Below are 16,933 nucleotides of genomic sequence, written 5' to 3'. Positions count from 1 at the left end.
AAGTCAAATAGTGGCGGATAACCGGTCCCGCGGTGTGGCGTGGCGGTGATTGTTGGGGGGCGCCGGTCCGTGTGTTGCCACGCCGGACAGGCAGAGTGGCGGTTTTAGGCCGGGCTCAGCGCACTGCCGGGTGCGTCGCGCATCCAGCTCGCGATCTCCCGGTCGCCGGGGCCACCGTCGCGCAGGCGCTCGAACACGGCGGTCTGGTCGGCGGGCGGCCCATCCTGCCCATAGCGTTGCTGCGCCTCGATCCGCTCGATGTCGATTTCCAGGCCGACGATGGCGGGCAGCAGCCGGTCGACATAGGTCGGGTCGGGGCGCCAGTTGCTGTCTGGTGAGCCAAACGCCGCAAAGCTGCGGTCGAGAATGGCGCGGACGGCCTCCGGTGATTCGATCAGCCGGGCGCAGCCGTGCACATGCGCCGCGGCGTAATACCAGGTCGAGACGCGTGGCTGCGTCACGTACCACTCGGCGGAGACATAGGTTTGCGGACCGGTGAAGCTCACCAGCACCTCGGGACCGGTGGCGAGCGCCTCGCAGTGCCGGTTTGCTCGCGCCAGGTGGCCGACGAGGGTGCCTCCGGTGCCACGATCCCCGTCCAGATAAAACGGCACGGGCGTGGCGTTCAGCGGGGCGGCGGTCACGACGGTGCCAAGGCGGATCCGGCGGACCAGGTCATGGCCGGCTTTCAGTTCGGGCTGCTCGAACGGGGCGGGAGTCCACATGGTTCAGCTCCGGCGATTGGATTTGAAGATGTGCCGCATCCAGGCCGCCGCGTCGTCCAGTGCCGTTTCCGCCACCGGCGCGACGGACACCGCCTCCAGAAAGCTGTGCACGGTGCCCGCGTAGCGGCGCAGATCGGCGTTGACGCCGGCTTGTTGCAATCCCCGGTACAGCCGTTCGCTGTCGTCGGCGAGCACATCGTATTCGGTGGCGCACAGCAGCGTGGAAGGCAGTCCGGCCAGGTCGGCTTCCACCGGCGCGAGCAGCGGGTCATCCAGCAGCTCGGGGTCACCCGCGTAGGCCGCCCAGAAGCCGTGCATCTCTTCCGCGGACAGCAGGTAGCGACCGTCGCCGAAGCGTGAATACGAGGCGCTGTCGCAGCGGGGATCAAACGCTCCATAGTTCAGCAGCAGCCCGGCCAGCGCCTCGCCCATGCCGGCGTCTCGCAGCGTCAGCGCCGTCGCGACCGCCAGATTCGCGCCGGCCGAATCGCCGCCGAGGATCAGACGCCCGGGATCGACCGGCAGGTCCAGCCGCCCGCGGGCCAGGGCGCGGGTGATGGCGGAAATCTCCAGGATCGGTCGCGGAAACACCGCTTCCGGCGCCAGCGAATAGTCGATGCCGACCACCGCGCAACCGGTCCTCGCGGCGTATTCGCGCATCAGACGGTCGTGGGTGTCCAGATCGAACATCACCCAGCCGCCGCCATGGATGTAGAGCAGGGCCGGCAACGCCGTTTCATCGGTTGGCAGATGCACGCGAATCGGAATCCGGCCGGCGGCCGTGGGGACAATGCGGTTGATGCTGCGGTGCATGACCGGTCCGCCGCGGGTCCAGGGTGCGCGGACCAGGGAGGCGACGCGGCGGCGTTCGGCCGGTATCCCGAAGTCGGCATCCGCGTGTTCCTCGTAGCCGCGGGTCAGGGCGTCGACGAAGGTCTCCATGCCCTCGGCCAGTGTCTCGCCGTGCGCGGCGGCCAGTTCGCGGACGGGCGAAGCGATCTCGACCACGGGATCAGCCCCAGAGGCCGGGCCAGGGCGGCTGCATCACGCCCGCGTTCTCGACGATGCCGCCCGGCCAGTCCTCGGCCTGGAGCATCGGGCCGTCCAGATCGCAGACCTCGCAGATCTGCGCCAGCACCATTGCCGGCGCCATCGCCGCCGAGCCGCCGACCATGCAGCCCACCATCAGCCGCAGTCCGTTGGCACGCGCCGCATGCGCCAGCTCCAGGGCGGCGGTCAGGCCACCGGTCTTGTCCAGCTTGATGTTGATGAAATCGTAGCGGCCCTTGAGATGCGGCAGGTCGGCCAGCGTCTCCGCCGATTCGTCGGCGCAGAGCGGGACCGGGCTGTCATAGTCGATGAGGGCGTCGTCGGAGCCCGCGGACACCGGCTGTTCCAGCAGGTCGACACCAAGCCGGGCCATGTCCGGCGCGACGGCGCGCAGCTGATCGACCGTCCAGGACTGATTCGAGTCCACGACCAGGCGGGCGTCCGGCGCGCCGCGGCGGACCGCTTCGATCGCGGCCACGGGGTCGCTGGCGTCGACCTTGATCTTCAGCCACGGATAGTGCGCCAACCGGGTCGCCGCCTCGGCATAGGCCTCGGTGTCGCGGATGCCGATGGTCATCACCGAGGTGATGGCATCGCCCCGGGGCATGCCCGCGCGGGTCCAGGCGCGTGTTCCGCTGCGCTTGGATTCCAGATCCCAGAGCGCGGCGTCCAGTGCGTTGCGGGCGCCACAGGGCGGCAGCACGTCCAGCAGCTGTTCCCGCGTCAGCCCCGCTTCCACGCGGGCGCGGGCGGTTTCCAGATCCCCCAGCATTCGCGCCTGGGTGTCGCCGCGGTAGGGCACGCCGGCGGCCTCGCCCAGGCCTTCCAGATCGCCATCACGCAGTCGGACGACGACGACATCCGCCGTGGTCTGTACACCACGCGAGATCACGAAGGGTTCCTTCAGCGCCCAGGCCCGCGTCTCCACGGTCAGCGACAGGCTCATGCAGCGAGCAGCCGGTCGATCACGGCGTCCGCCGGGGTCTTCATCGGGTCGAAGCAGGGCACGCCCAGCAGCGCCGATGCCTCGGACATCGCGGTTTCGGCCGCGGTGTCGGACAGGCCGGAGGTGTTGAGGCTCACGCCGACGATACGCACGTCCGGATTGGTCAGGCGCGCGGCTTCCAGATACCGGCGAGCGATCTCGTCGAGTGGCGGGATGGCGGCATTCGGGCAGGTCACGATATGCGTGCGTGTGGGGTCATGGCAGATCACCAGGGCATCGGGCTGTGAACCGTGCAACAGGCCCAGTGTGACGGCGGCGTAGGACGGATGCAGCAGTGCTCCCTGACCTTCGATCACGTCCCAGTGATCCGGGTCGGCGTCGGGGCTCAGCGCTTCCGCGGCACCGGCGACGAAGTCGGCCACCACCGAATCGATCGGAATGCCGCCGCCCGCGATCAGGATGCCGGTCTGCCCGGTGGCGCGGAAATCGGCGTCGATGCCACGGGCTTTCAGCGCCGCTGCCAGGGTGAGCGCCGTGTACTTCTTGCCCAGGGCGCAATCGGTGCCGACGGTGTGCAGGCGCTTGCCCGAGCGCTTGCGGCCAGTCGCCACCGACAGGCCGACCGGGGGCACGCGAACGTCGATCAGTTGAACGCCGGCGGCCTGCGCGGCGGCGGCAAGCTCCGGGATGTCGCTGAGCCGCGTGTGCATGCCGGCGACCACATCCATGCCGGCCTGGATCGCCGCGAGCAGGGTGGGACGCCAGTGGTCGGGGATGCGACCGCCGGGCGCCGCGGCGCCCAGTACCAGTGTCTTGGCGCCGTGCTCGCGCGCCGCGGTGGCCGGATCGCACTCCGGCAACCCCAGATCCAGGCCGGAGCCAGGCAGGCTGATCTGCGCGGCGCAGTCGTCCGGCGCCCAGTCGCGGATGCCGAACGCGGTCTTCGCATGCGGCTTGTAGCTGATGTCGCCGACGAACAGCAGATAGGGCTTGCGCAATGCCAACGGGGCACCTGGCGAGCCGGCGGTTGGAGACGTGGAGCGGGCGGCGGTAGTCATGGAGTCGGCGAGGCCTGTCACGGGAACAGCGGTCTGAAAGATGTGGTGCAAGCCTGACGCTCGGGCCCGGTTGCCTCCATCCGTAGAATTGCTGGAATTCCCCGGGACCGTGGCCGCCTCAGTCCTCCGCCGCCATGAACGGATGTGCGTAACCGCCGCGTGAGGCGTTGAAGGTTTCCTTGACCGTGCGAGGCGAGGTCCAGCGCGCCAGGCTCCAGGTCGATCCAGCCTTGTCGTTCGTTCCGGAGGCGCGACTGCCACCGAAGGGCTGTTGACCAACCAGCGCGCCGGTGGGCTTGTCGTTGAGATACAGATTGCCCGCCGTGTAGCGCAGCGCGGCGCTGGCGCTTTGCAACGCGGCGCGGTCGTTGGCGAAGATGGCACCGGTCAGCGCGTAGTCCGCGGTGGTATCAATCGTGTTCAGCAGCGCGTCGTATTCGGCATCCGGATAGACGTGGGCGCAGGTGATCGGGCCGAAGTATTCATCCTTCATGAATGCCGCGGCGGGGTTGGTGGTCCGCAGCAATGTCGGTTCGATGAAGTAACCGACGGACTGGTCGCCGCGGCCCCCGGTCAGGATCTCGGTGTCCGGATCGGACTTCGCCGCCTCGAAGACTTCCATGTGGCGCGACCAGGCGCCTTCGTGGATCACTGCGGTCATGAAGTTGCCGAAGTCGCGGACATCGCCCATGCGAATGGTCGCGATCTCGTCGCAAAGCCGCTCGCGCAGACCGGGCCACAGCGATTCGGGCAGGTACAGCCGCGACGGCGCCGAGCACTTCTGTCCCTGGTATTCGAAGGCGCCACGGAGGATCGCCGGGACGAGCTGCTCGGGATCGGCGCTGGCATGCGCGAGGATGAAGTTCTTGCCGCCGGTTTCGCCGACCAGGCGCGGAATCGATCGGTGCGCGTGGGTGGCGGCCGCATGCTGCAACCGGTCGAACACCTGCGTGGACCCGGTGAAGTGCACGCCGGCCAGCATCGGATGCGCCATGACCGTCGAGGTGACCTCCGCCGCGTCGCCATAGACCAGATTGATCACGCCATCGGGCAGGCCGGCCGCCTGCAACAGCTTCATGATGTAGTGAGCCGAGAGCTTGGCCGCCGGTGACGGCTTCCAGACCACGGTATTGCCCATCAGCGCCGGCGCGCTGGGCAGGTTGCCGGCGATGGCGGTGAAGTTGAACGGCGAGACCGCGTAGACGAAACCTTCCAGCGGACGGTAGTCGATATGGGTCCAGGCGCCGTCGGCGTTCTGCGGCTGCTGCGCGAGGATCTGCTGCATGAAGTCGACGTTGTAACGCCAGAAGTCGATCAGCTCGCAGGCCGAATCCACTTCGGCCTGCTGCACGTTTTTCGACTGGCCCAGCATCGTTGCGGCGTTCAGGGTCTGCCGCCAGTCACCGGACAGCCGCTCCGCCGCGCGCAGGAAGATCGCGGCGCGCTCCTCGGCGGGCCAGTTCGCCCAGTCGGCTCTGGCCTTGAGCGCGGCGTCGATCGCGTCCCGGACTTCGATGGTGCCGGCGAGGTGGGCCTGACCCAGCACGTGCTGGTGGTCATGCGGCATCCGCGCGGCTTCGAGGCGGCCCGTCGTGACGTCCCGGCCGCCGATCACGCAGGGCATGTCGGTGTTCTCGCCGGCCATGGTCTCCAGCGCGGTGCGCAACGCGGCGCGTTCCGGTGTGCCCGGGGCATAGGACAGTTCGGGTTCGTTCAGAGGCGGGGGGTAGGGCGCGCGGCCGGCTGCATGCTGCATGGTGACAAGGGGGATTGAGCGAGCGCCCAGCCTAGAAACATCGACCCGGGCACGCGCGCGCCGGCTGGTCACTTGCTGTCGGAAATGCGACAGCTCGGTGACATGGCGCAATCACGACATCGCATGACGGCTTTTCCGGAGGCCGGAGCGGCGGGGTTTTCTACGGTGTGAGGGCCGGTTGTTGTGCCGGCGTCGCCATGTGATCCACCGGAATCCCCGAATGCCTCCAGTCGCCTGTGCCGTCTCGTCAGAAACCGTTCGCCTGAGCCACCGGGCATGAGCGCGGGCGCCGAACTGCGCTGGTCCTCCCGGGTCGCGTTCTACCTTGGCGCGGCCGGCGCCGCCGTCGGTCTTGGCAGCATCTGGCGGTTTCCCTATCTGGCCGGATCCAGCGGCGGCAGCGCATTCATACTCGTGTTCGTCATCGCCTGTCTGCTGATTGCCACGCCGCTGCTGGCGGCCGAGTTCGCGATCGGTCGCGGCGCCCGTGTCAGTCCGCCCGCGGCGGCCGGCTCCATCGCGGCGCGTGTGGGTGGCGGTCGTCGCTGGAACGCCATCGGCGTCATGGGCGCGCTGTCCTCGTTCGTGGTGTCGTCCTATTACATGCTGATTGCCGGCTGGGTGCTGGCCTATACATTCAAGGCTGGCGTCGGGATGCTCTCGTCCGCCGGCCCCGATGGCACCCAGGCGATCTGGGACGACTTTCTCGCCGATCCGGTGGAGATGGCGCTGTGGCATCTCGCCTTTGTTGTTGGCGTCGCCGTCATCACCTCGCGTGGGTTGCAGCGCGGCATCGAAGTCGCCAACAAGATTCGCGCGCCGGGGCTGCTGATTCTGCTGCTGATTCTCGTCGCCTACGCGCTGATCACCGGTGACGTGCGCCAGGGCCTGGCCTTCGCGTTCCGGCCCGACTTTTCCGCCATCGATTCCGATGTGGTGCTCGCCGCGATCGGCCAGGCGTTCTACGCCACCGGTGTCGGCCAGGCGATGATGATCGCCTACGGCGCCTATGTGCCGCGTGGGACCTCGCTGCTGAAGACCTCGGGCATCGTCACCGGGTCGATTCTGCTGGTGTCACTGCTGGCGACGCTGATGATCTTTCCGCTGGTATTCGGCTACGGCATGGACCCGGCCCAGGGCTCGCAGCTCGTGTTCGAGGTGCTGCCCCGCGCCTTCGCCGAGATGCCCGGCGGCCGCGTGGTTGGCACGCTGTTCTTCCTGCTGCTCGTGCTGGCGGCCCTGATGCCGTCGGTGGGGTCGGTCGAGCCCACCGTGGCCTGGGCGCACGAGCGCTTCCGCGCCTCGCGCCAGCGCACGACGTTGATCGTGCTCACGGCCTCCTGGCTGCTGGGCATCGGTTCGGTGATGTCGTTCAATCTGCTGGCGGACTGGCACCCGCTGGGCGCCATCGCCTTGTTCGAGGGCAAGACCCTGTTCGACACGCTGGACTACTTTGCCGCCAACGTGATGATGCCGCTGGGCGCGTTGCTCACCAGCCTGCTGCTGGGCTGGCGCGTGCGTCAGGCCTATGTCGAGGAGCTGGAGGAAGCCACGCCCTGGGCGCGCAGGGCGGCGGTGTGGCTGCTGCGCTGGCTTTGCCCGATCGCGATCTTCGCGGTGTTGCTCATGACCGCGCTGCCCTGAGGCAGCGGCGGTCCGGATGATGCGTCACCGATCCCGCGTCGAGGCTCAGAGGCTGTCGACCACGCCGCCATCGACGCGCAGCGCGGCGCCGGTGGTGGCCGATGCCTGCGCCGAGCAGGTATAGACGATCAGGTTGGCGACTTCCTCGACACTGGCCGGGCGCTGGATGATCGACGAAGGACGGTTGGCCATGACGAATTCCCGGCCAACCTCATCGAGCGTCTTGCCGGACTTCTCCATCTCATCCCGCAGCATGTCGATCAGTCCGTCGGAATACGTGGGGCCAGGCAGGATCGAATTGACGGTGATGCCGGTGTCCGCCATGCGCTTGGCCAGTCCGCGCGCAATCGAGGTCACCGCGGTCTTGGTGAAGCCGTAGTGGATCATGTCCGCCGGGATATTGAACGCCGATTCCGAGGACAGGAACACGGCGCGGCCCCAGCCACGCTCCCGCATGCCGGGCAGGTAGGCCCGCGACAGTCGCACACCGGACATCACGTTCACTTCGAAGAACCGGGTCCAGTCGCTGTCCGGCGTCTCGAAGAAATCCTGCGGACCGAAGATGCCCAGATTGTTGACCAGGATGTCGCAGGACGGCTGTGCCGCCACCAGCGCATCGCAGCCCTGGGCGGAGCCCAGATCCAACGCAATACCGATGACCTCCGCATCAGGCGCCGTCTGTTTCACCGCCTCGATCGCGGTGTCGACATCCGCCTGCTTGCGGCCATTGACCACGACGGTGGCGCCGGCTGCGGCCAGCCCCTTGGCCGCGCCCAGACCAATGCCCTTGGTGGAGCCGGTGACGATGGCGGTTTTTCCGGTGAGGTCGATCTTCATGTGTTGTGCTCTGCGGGAGAAAAACAGCACCCTAAACGCGTGTTCTGGCGAAATAATTGGGCTTGATGAAAAGTCATCATTCATAATTCATGAATGATCGATCTGCTCAGGCACATCCGCATCTACATCGACATCGTCGATCACGGCAGCCTGGCCGGGGCCGCGCGGGCGCGTGATCTGGCGCCCCCGGCCGTCACGGCCAGCCTGCAACGGCTGGAGGATCACCTCGGCGCCACACTGATCCTGCGGTCCACCCGCAGGCTCTCGCTGACCGCCGAGGGTGAGCGCTTTCTGGATGAATGCCGGCGCATCGTCGGCGATCTGGACGAGGCCATCGAGCAGGTGGCGGACGCCGGTCTGCTCAGGGGGGCGATCCGCCTGACGTCGATCAACGATTTCGGGCGCTCGCGGCTGTCCGGGCTGATCGACGGCTTTCAGGCACGGCATCCCGAGGTGAGCTTCGAGCTGGCGCTGGGCGACGACGTGCGGGACCTGATCGACGAGGGTTACGACCTCGCGCTTCGCACCGGCCCGCTGACGGATTCGCGGCTCAAGGCGCGCCTGATCCAGCGCGGCGGGCGCTCGATCTGCGCCTCACCCGCGTACTGGTCACGGCACGGCAGGCCCGACCGGCCCGAGGAGCTGGTCGAGCACAATTGCCTGGTGCTGTCGCGGATGGGCCATCCGCAAAGTACCTGGCGGTTCGTCGACGGCGCCCGGGAGCTGGCGGTCCAGGTTTCCGGCAACCGGACGGCCAACGATGGCGGTTTGTTGCGACAGTGGGCCGTTGCCGGGGCCGGCGTGGTGATGAAGTCGGATTACGACATTGCCGCCGACGTGGCGGCGGGGCGGTTGGAAACCGTCCTCGACGGTTTCCGGCAAACGGAGATCAATCTCTACGCGGTCCATGCCGTGGGCAGGCGTCCTTCGCGTCGCGTGCTGGCGTTCATCGATTACCTGGCCGAGAACCTCTGAGTACCCGCCACGGTGGCGGATGGCTCATGCGAAGCGTCCGTCCAGCGCGAACGAGTCCAGGTCGATGTCGCTGCGTCCGTCCACCAGCCGCTGCGCCACCGCTTCGCCGATGGCCGCGGAGTGCTTGAAGCCGTGGCCGGAGCAGGGCGACACCAGCAGGATGTGCTCGGATTCCGGATGCGTGTCGATGACGAAGCGCGTGTCCGGCGTCACCGTGTACATGCAGGTCGCGGTCTGGATGCAGTTACTACTGAGCGTCGGAAAGCAGGGCGCGACATTCTGTTCGTACATCCGGCGAATCTCGGCTTCGGACACCACGCGGTCGATGCTGTCCGGTGTCGTGCTGTCCAGATAGTTGCCGCTGGCGATCTTCACGCCGCCGGCCGGGCGATCCAGCGCTGGAAAGCCGTAGAGTGAATGCGCCGCCCGCTGCGATTCCCAGATGAACACCGGAAAGTCTTCCGGCGCGTAGGACGGCGCATCGTGCGCGGGCTCGAACCAGTAGAGCACCTGACGCGTCACGCGGAACCAGTTGTCCGCGACCGTCCCCAGCAGCTCCGGCAACCGGGCGCCCGCGGTCAGCACCAGGCGTTCCGCCGTGTAGGTGCCGGATTCCGTGCGCACGGTGACGCCGCCGTCACCGGTTTCGAACCCGAGCAGCGTGTCGCCGGTGCGCAGCGTCGCGCCGAACTGGCGCGCCAGCTTCAGTTGAACCTCGATGCAGCGCTCGGGGCAGACGAAGCCGGCACCGGGTTCGAAGTACGCATACTCATCCTCGGCCAGCGCGAACTGCGGATACCGCCGCTGCATGTCGGTGCGGTCGAGGATATCGTGCGCGATGCCGTACTTGCGGGCGGCGCGGAGGGTGTTGCCGAAGAAATCCTCGGCGTGGTCATTGCGCGCTGGCGTCGGACTCGAAATCACCAGTCCGCCGGTAACCGTCAGCAACTCGCAACCGGTGGCGGCTTCCAGTTCCCGCCAGATCGCATGCGAGCGCAACGCGAGCGGCGTGTACCCGGGCCCCTCGCCGATGGCCCGACGGGTCAGACGGGTATGGCCGTGGCTGGAGCCTTCGCTGTGCGGCGGGCGGTGCGTGTCGAAGCCGAGTACCCGCAGGCCGCGCTTGCTGAGCTGGTAGGTCGTGGCCGAGCCCATGGCCCCGAGGCCGACGACGATGACGTCCCACATGTGCATTGAGCTCCTTGGTCGGTAGGTGAGATTTCCGATGTGGCGTGATTCCGGGCCGCCTAGGCTGAGCAACCCCTTTGTCCGGATGGCAACCCATGAACATTCGTCCTGTCCTGCTGGTGGTCGGCCTCGCGTTCGCCGGCCCCACGCTCGCGGAGACCCCCGACATCCCGCGCAGCATCATCGAGGTGTTCCATATCGCCCCGGGTCAGCACGAGGCCTTTCTCGAACGCATCGCGCAGCAGGAGCGCGCCGCAAAGGCCGTGGGTCTGGACCCGGGTGATCTGTACATCCACGAGGCCGGCGCCAGCTGGGATTTCGTCCTGGTCAAGCCGCTCGGGCAGGACGACGGGAAATGGGAGCAGATGATGAAGATCCTTCATGACGAGGGGTATCCCAGCGGGCCGGACTTCTTTTTCGAATTTCGCAGGATGTACACGTCGCACGAGGACACCTACGTGCTCGGGCCCACCCGCGCCACGGACTATCTGGCCACGCGTGATGAGGCGGCCGACTAGTCATACATTTCGCTGGGCAGGCAGCCCAGCGCGCGCTTGAACATCACGGTGAAGGCGCTGGGACTGCGATAGCCGAGATCCAGCGCCACGCTGGTCACCGGGGTTCCGGCGGCGAGGCGATCCATCGCCTCCAGCAATCGAACCTGACGGCGCCAGAGTCCGAAGCTGAGCTGCATTTCCTTGCGAAACAGCCGCTCCAGCGTACGGGCGCTGGCGCCGGCCACGTCACCCCATTGCGAACAGGTTCGCGGGCTTGCGGGATCATCGAGCAGGGCGCGGCAGACCTTGCGCAGCCGCGGGTCCTGCGGCATGCGGATCTGCATGGGCTGCACGTTCATCGCGTGGATCTCGGAAAGCATCAACGCGGTGGCATGCGCGGTCAGCGCGGGATTCCAGTCCGCGGTCTGCCGGTGCGTCAGTCGCAGCGCCAGCTCCCGGAACAGCGGCGACACGTTGACGACGCAGCATTGCCGGGGCAGGGCGCCGACCACATCGGGGCGCAGATATAGCGTGCAAAGCCTCACCGGTGTCGAGGCCCGGATGCCGTGGCGGGTCAGCGGGGGCACCCACACCGCGCGCGACGGTGGAACAACCCAGACACCGGCCGGGGTCTCCACGCGCATCACCCCTTCGGAGGCGTAGATCAACTGCGCCTCGGCATGCTGGTGCTGCTCGACCACCGAACCCCTTGGATAGTCGCGCGTGCAGGTCGTGATCGTCTCCGCCTGCAAACGCCCCGTCTCCATTACGGGGGTGGCGGCGGCCGTCATGACCGGGTGCATCCCGTCCGGCGCGATGGCCGCGTCCAGAGGCGTCACGGCGTGTCTCCGGCCAGCAGGGCGGTCGGCGTTTCGGGGTCCGGTGCGGTGGTCGCCAATCGTCTCGCGGTGTCGCGGATCAGCCGGCAGATCCCGGCCAGCAGCAGGGCGCCGACGAGGATCAGTCCGGCCTGCCGGGCGAAGGCATCTGCCAGGCCGTCGACGGCGTCCAGGTTCAGCCAGGCGCTGAATTCCCCGGCCAGCTTGCCGCCCAGGCCGGCGGCGACAAACCACGCGCCCATGGCCACGCCGACCAGTCGCGCCGGGGCGATCTGCGTCACGCTGCTGAGCCCCACCGGGCTCAGGCACATTTCGCCGATGCCGATCAACCCGTACACGGCCAGTAGCCACAACGGGCTGACGGCAGCGGTCTGCGCGGCGGCGGCCGCCGGAATCATCACCGCCAGCGCGGCCGCCGCGGCGAACAGGCCGATGACCATCTTGGTGGCGCTGTCCGGTTGGCGTGTGCCGAGGCGAATCCACAGCGCCGAAAACAGCGGCGCGAGCACGATGACGTACAGCGCGGGTACCGACTGGAACCAGGACGACGGGAACACCCAGCCGAACAGCTCGGTGCGGGTGTAGCGGTCGGCGAACAGGTTCAGCGATGCGGCGGCCTGCTGGAGCACCGAGAAGAACAGGATGGAGCAGGCGCAGAAGAAGGCGATGACGCCAAAGCGTCGCGACAGATCGGCCCATCCCGAGGGGGGCGCGACCGGACGGCTCCAGCCCGTGCCGGGCCGTGCGGCGCGGATCGCCGGCCAGCGCCGCGCCACGAACACGATCAGGCCGAGCAGCATGCCGACGCCCGCCGCGCCGAATCCCCAGTGCCAGCTCGTGCGCGGGTCCAGGCCCAGTTCGGCAAGGGCGTCGCGGAACCGGTCCGACTGCGCCAGATAGCCGCAGATCAGCGGGGCGAGGAAGGCGCCGACGTTGATGCCCATGTAGAACAGCGAAAAGCCGGCATCGCGCCGGTCGTCATCGGCCGCGTAGAGTTGCCCGACCAGCACGCTGATGTTCGGCTTGAGCAGGCCGGTGCCCGCGGCCACGAAGCCAAGCCCGGTGAGCAGAGCCGCCGCCGAGTGGCCCAGCGCCATCAGCGCGTGGCCGGCGGTGATGATGACCCCGCCGATCAGCACCGCGCGATCGGGTCCGGTCCAGCGGTCGGCGATGAAGCCACCGGCCACCGACAGCAGGTAGACCGCCATCGCGTAGTTGCCATAGAGCACCACGGCATCGTCGGTTGCATACCCCAGGCCGCCCTCGTCGACGGGCAGCACCAGGTAGAGCACCAGGATCGCGCTCAGGCCGTAGAAGCTGAAGCGTTCCCACAGCTCGGTGAAGAACAGACAGCGCAGTCCGTCCGGATGTCGACTGAATGCGAGCACGGCGATGTCCCAAAGCAGAGAGCACACCGTAGGACTGTCTGGAACCCGTCACATCGGCAGAACTGCGTAATCTGCGGGTCGGTGGTTCTCCCGATGAACCGGGGCGGGAAGCGTCTACACTGGCGCCACATTTTTCATCGCCCGGCGCGACCGGGCCCGCGCCGTGACCGATTTGAATACCGCCGAGCTGTTCGAGCATGTCGAGACCACCTGGGACGACGAGATCATCCCGCAGCTGATCGACTACATCCGCATTCCTAACAAGTCGCCGCTGTTCGACGCCGACTGGGAGGCGCACGGCTACATGGAGCAGGCGGTCACGCTGATGACCGACTGGGCCCGCAGGCAGCCGGTCGCGGGGATGAGCCTGGAGGTGGTGCGACTGCCGGGGCGCACGCCGCTGATCTTCATCGAGGTCGCCGGCAGCGGGTCGGAAACGGTGATGCTCTACGGTCACCTGGACAAGCAGCCGGAGATGACCGGTTGGGCCGAGCACCTGGGCCCGTGGAAGCCGGTGATCGAGAACAACCGCCTGTTCGGCCGCGGCGGCGCCGATGACGGTTACGCCATCTTCGCGTCGCTGACCGCCATCGCCGCGTTGCAGGCGCAGGGGATTCCCCACGCCCGCTGCGTGCTGATCATCGAGGCCTGCGAGGAGTCCGGCAGCGACGATTTGCCGTACTACGTCGATCATCTGGCCGACCGCATTGGCGCGCCGTCGCTGGTCGTCTGCCTGGACTCCGGTTGCGGCGACTACCGGCGGCTGTGGTCCACCACGTCGCTGCGCGGCATGCTTTCCGGCGACCTGCGCGTGGACGTGCTGCGCGAGGGCGTGCATTCCGGCGATGCCTCCGGCGTGGTGCCTTCCAGCTTCCGTGTGCTGCGTCAGCTTCTGGAACGCATCGAGGATGCCGACACCGGTGAGGTTCGCTTGCCCGCGCTGCATGCCCCGGTGCCGGAGCAGCGCATCGAGCAGGCCCGCCACACGGCGCAGGTGATGGGCGAGCAGGTGTCACGACGCTTTCCCTTCGTGCAGGGGATGGCGGCGGCCGCGTCCGAGCCGGTGGATCTGGTGCTGGCGCGCAGCTGGAAGCCGACGATCTCCGTCACCGGCGTCGACGGCATGCCCCCGCTGGCATCCGCCGGCAACGTGCTGCGGCCCTACACCACGGTCAAGCTGAGCGTGAGGCTGCCGCCCACCGTCGATGCCGAGGCGGCGTCGGCCGCGCTCAAGGCCGAGCTGGAGCGTGATCCGCCGTATGGCGCGACCGTCAGCTTCGATCTGCACGAATTCGCCAATGGCTGGGAGGCGCCGCCGCTGGCCGACTGGCTCAAGGACGCCGTGGACCGTGCGTCGGCACGCTACTTCGGCGAGCCCGCCGCCTACAACGGCGAGGGTGGCTCGATCCCGTTCATGGGCATGCTGGGCGAGAAGTTTCCGGATGCCCAGTTCCTCATCACCGGTGTGCTGGGTCCGAACTCCAATGCCCACGGGCCGAACGAGTTCCTGGACATCCCCACGGGCAAGCGGCTGACCGCCTGTGTCGCCGATGTCCTGGCCACGCATGTCGGCGTATTCGGCTGAGGCTGGCTCACCGCTTGCGTTGTCCTCCGGCCGGACGGTTCCGGCCGGAGAGGGGTTCCACATGAACTGGCAGTTTCGACCCTGTGTGGCCGAGGACGCCGAGGCCGCGGTGCCGCTGATCTACAGCTCCGGACCCGCGGCCTTCGACTACGGCTTCGCCCACGGCGGGCTAACCGCGGAGGAATTCCTCACGCGCACGTTTCGCGACGGGCGGGGGCTGTTCGGCTATCGCAATCATTGCGCGGTGGTACAGGACGGTCGCCTGGTCGCCGTGGGGGCGTTCTACAGCGGCGCGGAAGCCGGCGCCATGTCTCGCGCCGTGGCGTTCCAGATTCTGCGGCACTATCCGCCTCGGCTCGTGCCGCGTGTGCTGAGCCACGCGTTGCGCCTGGATCGCCTGCTGCCGCCGCCATCGCGCCGTACTCACTACGCCGCGCATCTCGGTGTGGCGCCGGAATCCCGGGGGCAGGGCATCGGCGAAGCGCTGCTGACTTATCAACGCGAACTCGCCGTCGAGCAGGGGCGCCGGATTTACGCCCTGGACGTGGCGGTCACCAATCCGCGGGCGCAGCGTCTGTATGAGCGCTTTGGCTTTCGCGTCGTCGCCGAGCGCGGGTTCAATGGTCCGGTGCCGGATGCACGGCGGATGGAAATGCCGCTGAGCTGAGCGGTCTTGCCCGCGCGGTCAGCCGCTCTCGCCGAGCTGGAATGGCTGCTGCCATCGGGCGCCGATGATGTCCGCGTCCTCGCCCGCCTCGCGGCTGCGTCGCCAGCCGATTTCCAGGGTGCCGCCGTGGTCAAACTGGTAGCCACCGGAGAGTTGCAGCAGCCGGTCGTCAGTCTCGCCGCCGATCCGACGTCGGGTGTGGCTGGCCGCGAGCTGCCAGCGGCGATGCAGGTGGATCACGGCGCCGGTGGTCAGCCAGCTGGCGTCGGCGTCCTGCGTCTCGAAGTGCTGGATATCCACGTATTCCACGAGAACGTCTGCGCCGAGCGTGGGGCTGAACAGGGTTCCGTGTTCCAAGGTGACCGCGACACCGGTCTCGTCCTCCGCCGTCGGGTCGGCATCGCCGGCGCCCTGATGCCGGTAGGCGATCGTGGCGACCAGTCGCTCCACCCCCAGCAGCCGCTCCACGCCAAGCGTCGCCGTGCCCGACGCGATGCTGTCCGTGTTGGCCGGTCCGCCAGCCTCGCGATCCGTGCGTGGCCGCGACGTGATCACGGCGTCGGACAGCGCCGTGGTGTCGGCGACATAGGCGTTGATGCTGCCGCTCCAGCGGCCCAGCGCATGGTCGGGTCCGGTGTGCTCCAGACCGGCGCCAAGCCGCTCGGTGATCTCGTAGCCCTCGGCGAATTGTCGACTCCAGATGCCGCGGCCATCGTTCCAGGCGCTGCCGAATGCGGGATTGAACTTGCCCAGCGTGGCCTGCCACGACCCCTGCTCGACGACCAGCTTCAGCTCCTCGACGAAGACCCCTTCGTCGCCCGCCCAGTGGTCGTCATTCACCGCCGGGTCACGCAGCGATTCGAGCACCAGGGTGCTCTCCAGACGGACTCCCGGGGTCAGCGTCCAGGTGGGTGCCAGTTCACCCCGCGCCAGCAGCGTGGAGTGACCCGACCGGCCGTCGCTGTCGTGGTGGGTCACCTGCTCCAGTTGCAGTTCCGCGAAGCCCGTCGCGGCCAGTGCGGACCGGCTTTGTGACTCGGGAGCGAAGAACAGGCCCAGCGAGGCGAGAACGCTGTTGCGGCAGACGCCGATGAGATCGGTCATGGTGCTTGGGAGTGGGTCGTTGCATTGGGGGCGAACGCACGGGTGATCAGCCAGCCGGCGGCGGCGATGAGCGTCAGCCACAGCAGCCAGGCGGGCCACAGGCCGGACAGCATCAGCAGCAGGCCGGGCAGCAGGACGATCATCGTCAGTCCGCGTCGGATCGCTGTCGTCCAGGGCCGTGCGCGATTTCTGGCCGCTCGCAGGCGCTTGCCATCGCGCCAGGCGAGCGCCGTCAGCGCCGGGACGCTGACCAGCAGGGCGAGCAGGGCCGGCAACCAGGTAATCATCCGGCGCCGTCCTCGATCCGGCGGGTACGGCGGGCGCGGGCGGGTTCGGAGGCTGGACGCTTGCGCCACAGCAGGACGAGGGCGGTGAGCACCATGGCCGCATCGAGTACCAGGACCGTGATCTGGCCCTGGACGATGGCATCGACCCAGCCCGGACCACCGGTGAGCCAGCGCAGCGACACGGAGAGCAGCAGCGCGAGTCCGGTGGCGCGCCGCAGTCGGACTCGCGCCACCGTCGCCGGTGCCGTCATCGTGGCGACGATCGCGAGCAGCAGGCCCAGTCCGAAGGCGGTGAAGATCGCGGTGTAAATGTTCAGCGGCAGGCCGATGCCGACGAAGAACCCGGCCGGCGCCAACGCCATCGCGCAGGGCAGCCCGTAGCCGATG

General features: G+C 68.1%; 17 protein-coding genes. 5 read left to right on the top strand and 12 right to left on the bottom strand.

Annotated elements, in window-relative coordinates; translation table 11 throughout:
* Positions 1-104: 104 nt before the first annotated feature.
* From ABNS06_RS11425 to pruA, 5 genes are all read right to left on the bottom strand, one after another.
* The gene (locus ABNS06_RS11425) at positions 105-725 is read right to left on the bottom strand and encodes an FMN-binding negative transcriptional regulator (protein ID WP_348674726.1); all 621 of its coding nucleotides are present in this window, start codon (positions 723-725) and stop codon (positions 105-107) included.
* 3 nt (positions 726-728) lie between these two features.
* Positions 729-1,733, bottom strand: a complete 1,005-nt coding sequence (locus ABNS06_RS11420; protein WP_348674725.1) for an alpha/beta hydrolase fold domain-containing protein — start codon at positions 1,731-1,733, stop codon at positions 729-731.
* A 4-nt stretch (positions 1,734-1,737) separates the two neighbouring features.
* Positions 1,738-2,721, bottom strand: coding sequence for an N-acetyl-D-Glu racemase DgcA (gene dgcA, locus ABNS06_RS11415; RefSeq protein ID WP_348674724.1), 984 nt, complete (start codon positions 2,719-2,721; stop codon positions 1,738-1,740).
* Complete coding sequence (locus ABNS06_RS11410) at positions 2,718-3,779, bottom strand: DUF1611 domain-containing protein (protein ID WP_348674723.1); 1,062 nt, start codon at positions 3,777-3,779, stop codon at positions 2,718-2,720. Before ABNS06_RS11410 ends, dgcA begins: the two co-directional genes overlap by 4 nt.
* A 118-nt stretch (positions 3,780-3,897) precedes the next feature.
* Entirely contained in the window at positions 3,898-5,535 is a 1,638-nt protein-coding gene (gene pruA / locus ABNS06_RS11405) for an L-glutamate gamma-semialdehyde dehydrogenase (protein WP_348674722.1), read from the bottom strand.
* A gap of 276 nt (positions 5,536-5,811) precedes the next feature.
* On the opposite strand from pruA, the gene ABNS06_RS11400 reads away from it, so the two are divergent.
* Positions 5,812-7,179 carry a sodium-dependent transporter gene (locus ABNS06_RS11400; RefSeq protein WP_348674721.1) on the top strand — a complete coding sequence of 456 codons (1,368 nt, stop codon included), beginning with the start codon at positions 5,812-5,814 and terminating at the stop codon, positions 7,177-7,179.
* A 45-nt stretch (positions 7,180-7,224) separates the two neighbouring features.
* Here the strand turns inward: ABNS06_RS11400 and ABNS06_RS11395 are convergent, their stop codons facing one another.
* Complete coding sequence (locus ABNS06_RS11395; protein ID WP_348674720.1) at positions 7,225-8,016, bottom strand: SDR family NAD(P)-dependent oxidoreductase; 792 nt, start codon at positions 8,014-8,016, stop codon at positions 7,225-7,227.
* 93 nt (positions 8,017-8,109) lie between these two features.
* On the opposite strand from ABNS06_RS11395, the gene ABNS06_RS11390 reads away from it, so the two are divergent.
* Positions 8,110-8,991 (top strand): LysR family transcriptional regulator, encoded by an 882-nt coding sequence (locus ABNS06_RS11390; protein WP_348674719.1) that lies wholly within the window; start codon positions 8,110-8,112, stop codon positions 8,989-8,991.
* 24 nt (positions 8,992-9,015) lie between these two features.
* On the opposite strand, the gene solA is transcribed toward ABNS06_RS11390, so the two are convergent.
* Entirely contained in the window at positions 9,016-10,179 is a 1,164-nt protein-coding gene (solA, locus tag ABNS06_RS11385; RefSeq protein ID WP_348674718.1) for an N-methyl-L-tryptophan oxidase, read from the bottom strand.
* A 95-nt stretch (positions 10,180-10,274) separates the two neighbouring features.
* Between solA and ABNS06_RS11380 the strand changes: the two genes are divergently transcribed.
* On the top strand, positions 10,275-10,697 hold the full coding sequence (locus ABNS06_RS11380; RefSeq protein ID WP_348674717.1) for a hypothetical protein: 423 nt from the start codon (positions 10,275-10,277) through the stop codon (positions 10,695-10,697).
* Here ABNS06_RS11380 and ABNS06_RS11375 read toward each other — a convergent pair.
* Together ABNS06_RS11375 and ABNS06_RS11370 are read right to left on the bottom strand one after the other, a co-directional pair.
* The gene (locus ABNS06_RS11375) at positions 10,694-11,515 is read right to left on the bottom strand and encodes a helix-turn-helix transcriptional regulator (protein WP_348674716.1); all 822 of its coding nucleotides are present in this window, start codon (positions 11,513-11,515) and stop codon (positions 10,694-10,696) included. The genes ABNS06_RS11380 and ABNS06_RS11375 overlap by 4 nt on opposite strands.
* Positions 11,512-12,930 (bottom strand): peptide MFS transporter, encoded by a 1,419-nt coding sequence (locus tag ABNS06_RS11370; RefSeq protein ID WP_348674715.1) that lies wholly within the window; start codon positions 12,928-12,930, stop codon positions 11,512-11,514. Before ABNS06_RS11370 ends, ABNS06_RS11375 begins: the two co-directional genes overlap by 4 nt.
* Positions 12,931-13,066: 136 nt before the next feature.
* On the opposite strand from ABNS06_RS11370, the gene ABNS06_RS11365 reads away from it, so the two are divergent.
* The gene (locus ABNS06_RS11365) at positions 13,067-14,488 is read left to right on the top strand and encodes a M20 family metallopeptidase (RefSeq protein WP_348674714.1); all 1,422 of its coding nucleotides are present in this window, start codon (positions 13,067-13,069) and stop codon (positions 14,486-14,488) included.
* A 61-nt stretch (positions 14,489-14,549) separates the two neighbouring features.
* Positions 14,550-15,155: a GNAT family N-acetyltransferase gene (locus ABNS06_RS11360; protein ID WP_348674713.1), complete on the top strand. Its 606-nt coding sequence runs from the start codon at positions 14,550-14,552 to the stop codon at positions 15,153-15,155.
* Between the two features lie 18 nt (positions 15,156-15,173).
* On the opposite strand, the gene ABNS06_RS11355 is transcribed toward ABNS06_RS11360, so the two are convergent.
* From ABNS06_RS11355 to ABNS06_RS11345, 3 genes are all read right to left on the bottom strand, one after another.
* Positions 15,174-16,259: a hypothetical protein gene (locus ABNS06_RS11355; protein ID WP_348674712.1), complete on the bottom strand. Its 1,086-nt coding sequence runs from the start codon at positions 16,257-16,259 to the stop codon at positions 15,174-15,176.
* Positions 16,256-16,546 carry a hypothetical protein gene (locus tag ABNS06_RS11350; RefSeq protein WP_348674711.1) on the bottom strand — a complete coding sequence of 97 codons (291 nt, stop codon included), beginning with the start codon at positions 16,544-16,546 and terminating at the stop codon, positions 16,256-16,258. The genes ABNS06_RS11355 and ABNS06_RS11350 overlap by 4 nt, the downstream gene beginning before the upstream one ends.
* Positions 16,543-16,933: hypothetical protein (locus ABNS06_RS11345; protein WP_348674710.1), on the bottom strand; the 391-nt coding region annotated here is incomplete at its 5' end. The genes ABNS06_RS11350 and ABNS06_RS11345, both read right to left, overlap by 4 nt.

The organism is uncultured Abyssibacter sp., from assembly GCF_964000955.1.
GTDB lineage: Bacteria > Pseudomonadota > Gammaproteobacteria > Nevskiales > OUC007 > Abyssibacter.
This window is presented reverse-complemented; position numbering and strand designations above follow the sequence as displayed.

What these genes read in the sequence shown, in the direction of transcription:
- pruA (WP_348674722.1), bottom strand. Translation starts at nt 5,535, where the DNA reads ATGCAGCATGCAGCCGGCCGCGCGCCCTACCCCCCGCCTCTGAACGAA.
- solA (WP_348674718.1), bottom strand. Translation starts at nt 10,179, where the DNA reads ATGTGGGACGTCATCGTCGTCGGCCTCGGGGCCATGGGCTCGGCCACG.
- ABNS06_RS11380 (WP_348674717.1), top strand. Translation starts at nt 10,275, where the DNA reads ATGAACATTCGTCCTGTCCTGCTGGTGGTCGGCCTCGCGTTCGCCGGC.
- ABNS06_RS11425 (WP_348674726.1), bottom strand. Translation starts at nt 725, where the DNA reads ATGTGGACTCCCGCCCCGTTCGAGCAGCCCGAACTGAAAGCCGGCCAT.
- ABNS06_RS11400 (WP_348674721.1), top strand. Translation starts at nt 5,812, where the DNA reads ATGAGCGCGGGCGCCGAACTGCGCTGGTCCTCCCGGGTCGCGTTCTAC.
- dgcA (WP_348674724.1), bottom strand. Translation starts at nt 2,721, where the DNA reads ATGAGCCTGTCGCTGACCGTGGAGACGCGGGCCTGGGCGCTGAAGGAA.
- ABNS06_RS11390 (WP_348674719.1), top strand. Translation starts at nt 8,110, where the DNA reads ATGATCGATCTGCTCAGGCACATCCGCATCTACATCGACATCGTCGAT.
- ABNS06_RS11410 (WP_348674723.1), bottom strand. Translation starts at nt 3,779, where the DNA reads ATGACTACCGCCGCCCGCTCCACGTCTCCAACCGCCGGCTCGCCAGGT.
- ABNS06_RS11360 (WP_348674713.1), top strand. Translation starts at nt 14,550, where the DNA reads ATGAACTGGCAGTTTCGACCCTGTGTGGCCGAGGACGCCGAGGCCGCG.
- ABNS06_RS11395 (WP_348674720.1), bottom strand. Translation starts at nt 8,016, where the DNA reads ATGAAGATCGACCTCACCGGAAAAACCGCCATCGTCACCGGCTCCACC.
- ABNS06_RS11355 (WP_348674712.1), bottom strand. Translation starts at nt 16,259, where the DNA reads ATGACCGATCTCATCGGCGTCTGCCGCAACAGCGTTCTCGCCTCGCTG.
- ABNS06_RS11350 (WP_348674711.1), bottom strand. Translation starts at nt 16,546, where the DNA reads ATGATTACCTGGTTGCCGGCCCTGCTCGCCCTGCTGGTCAGCGTCCCG.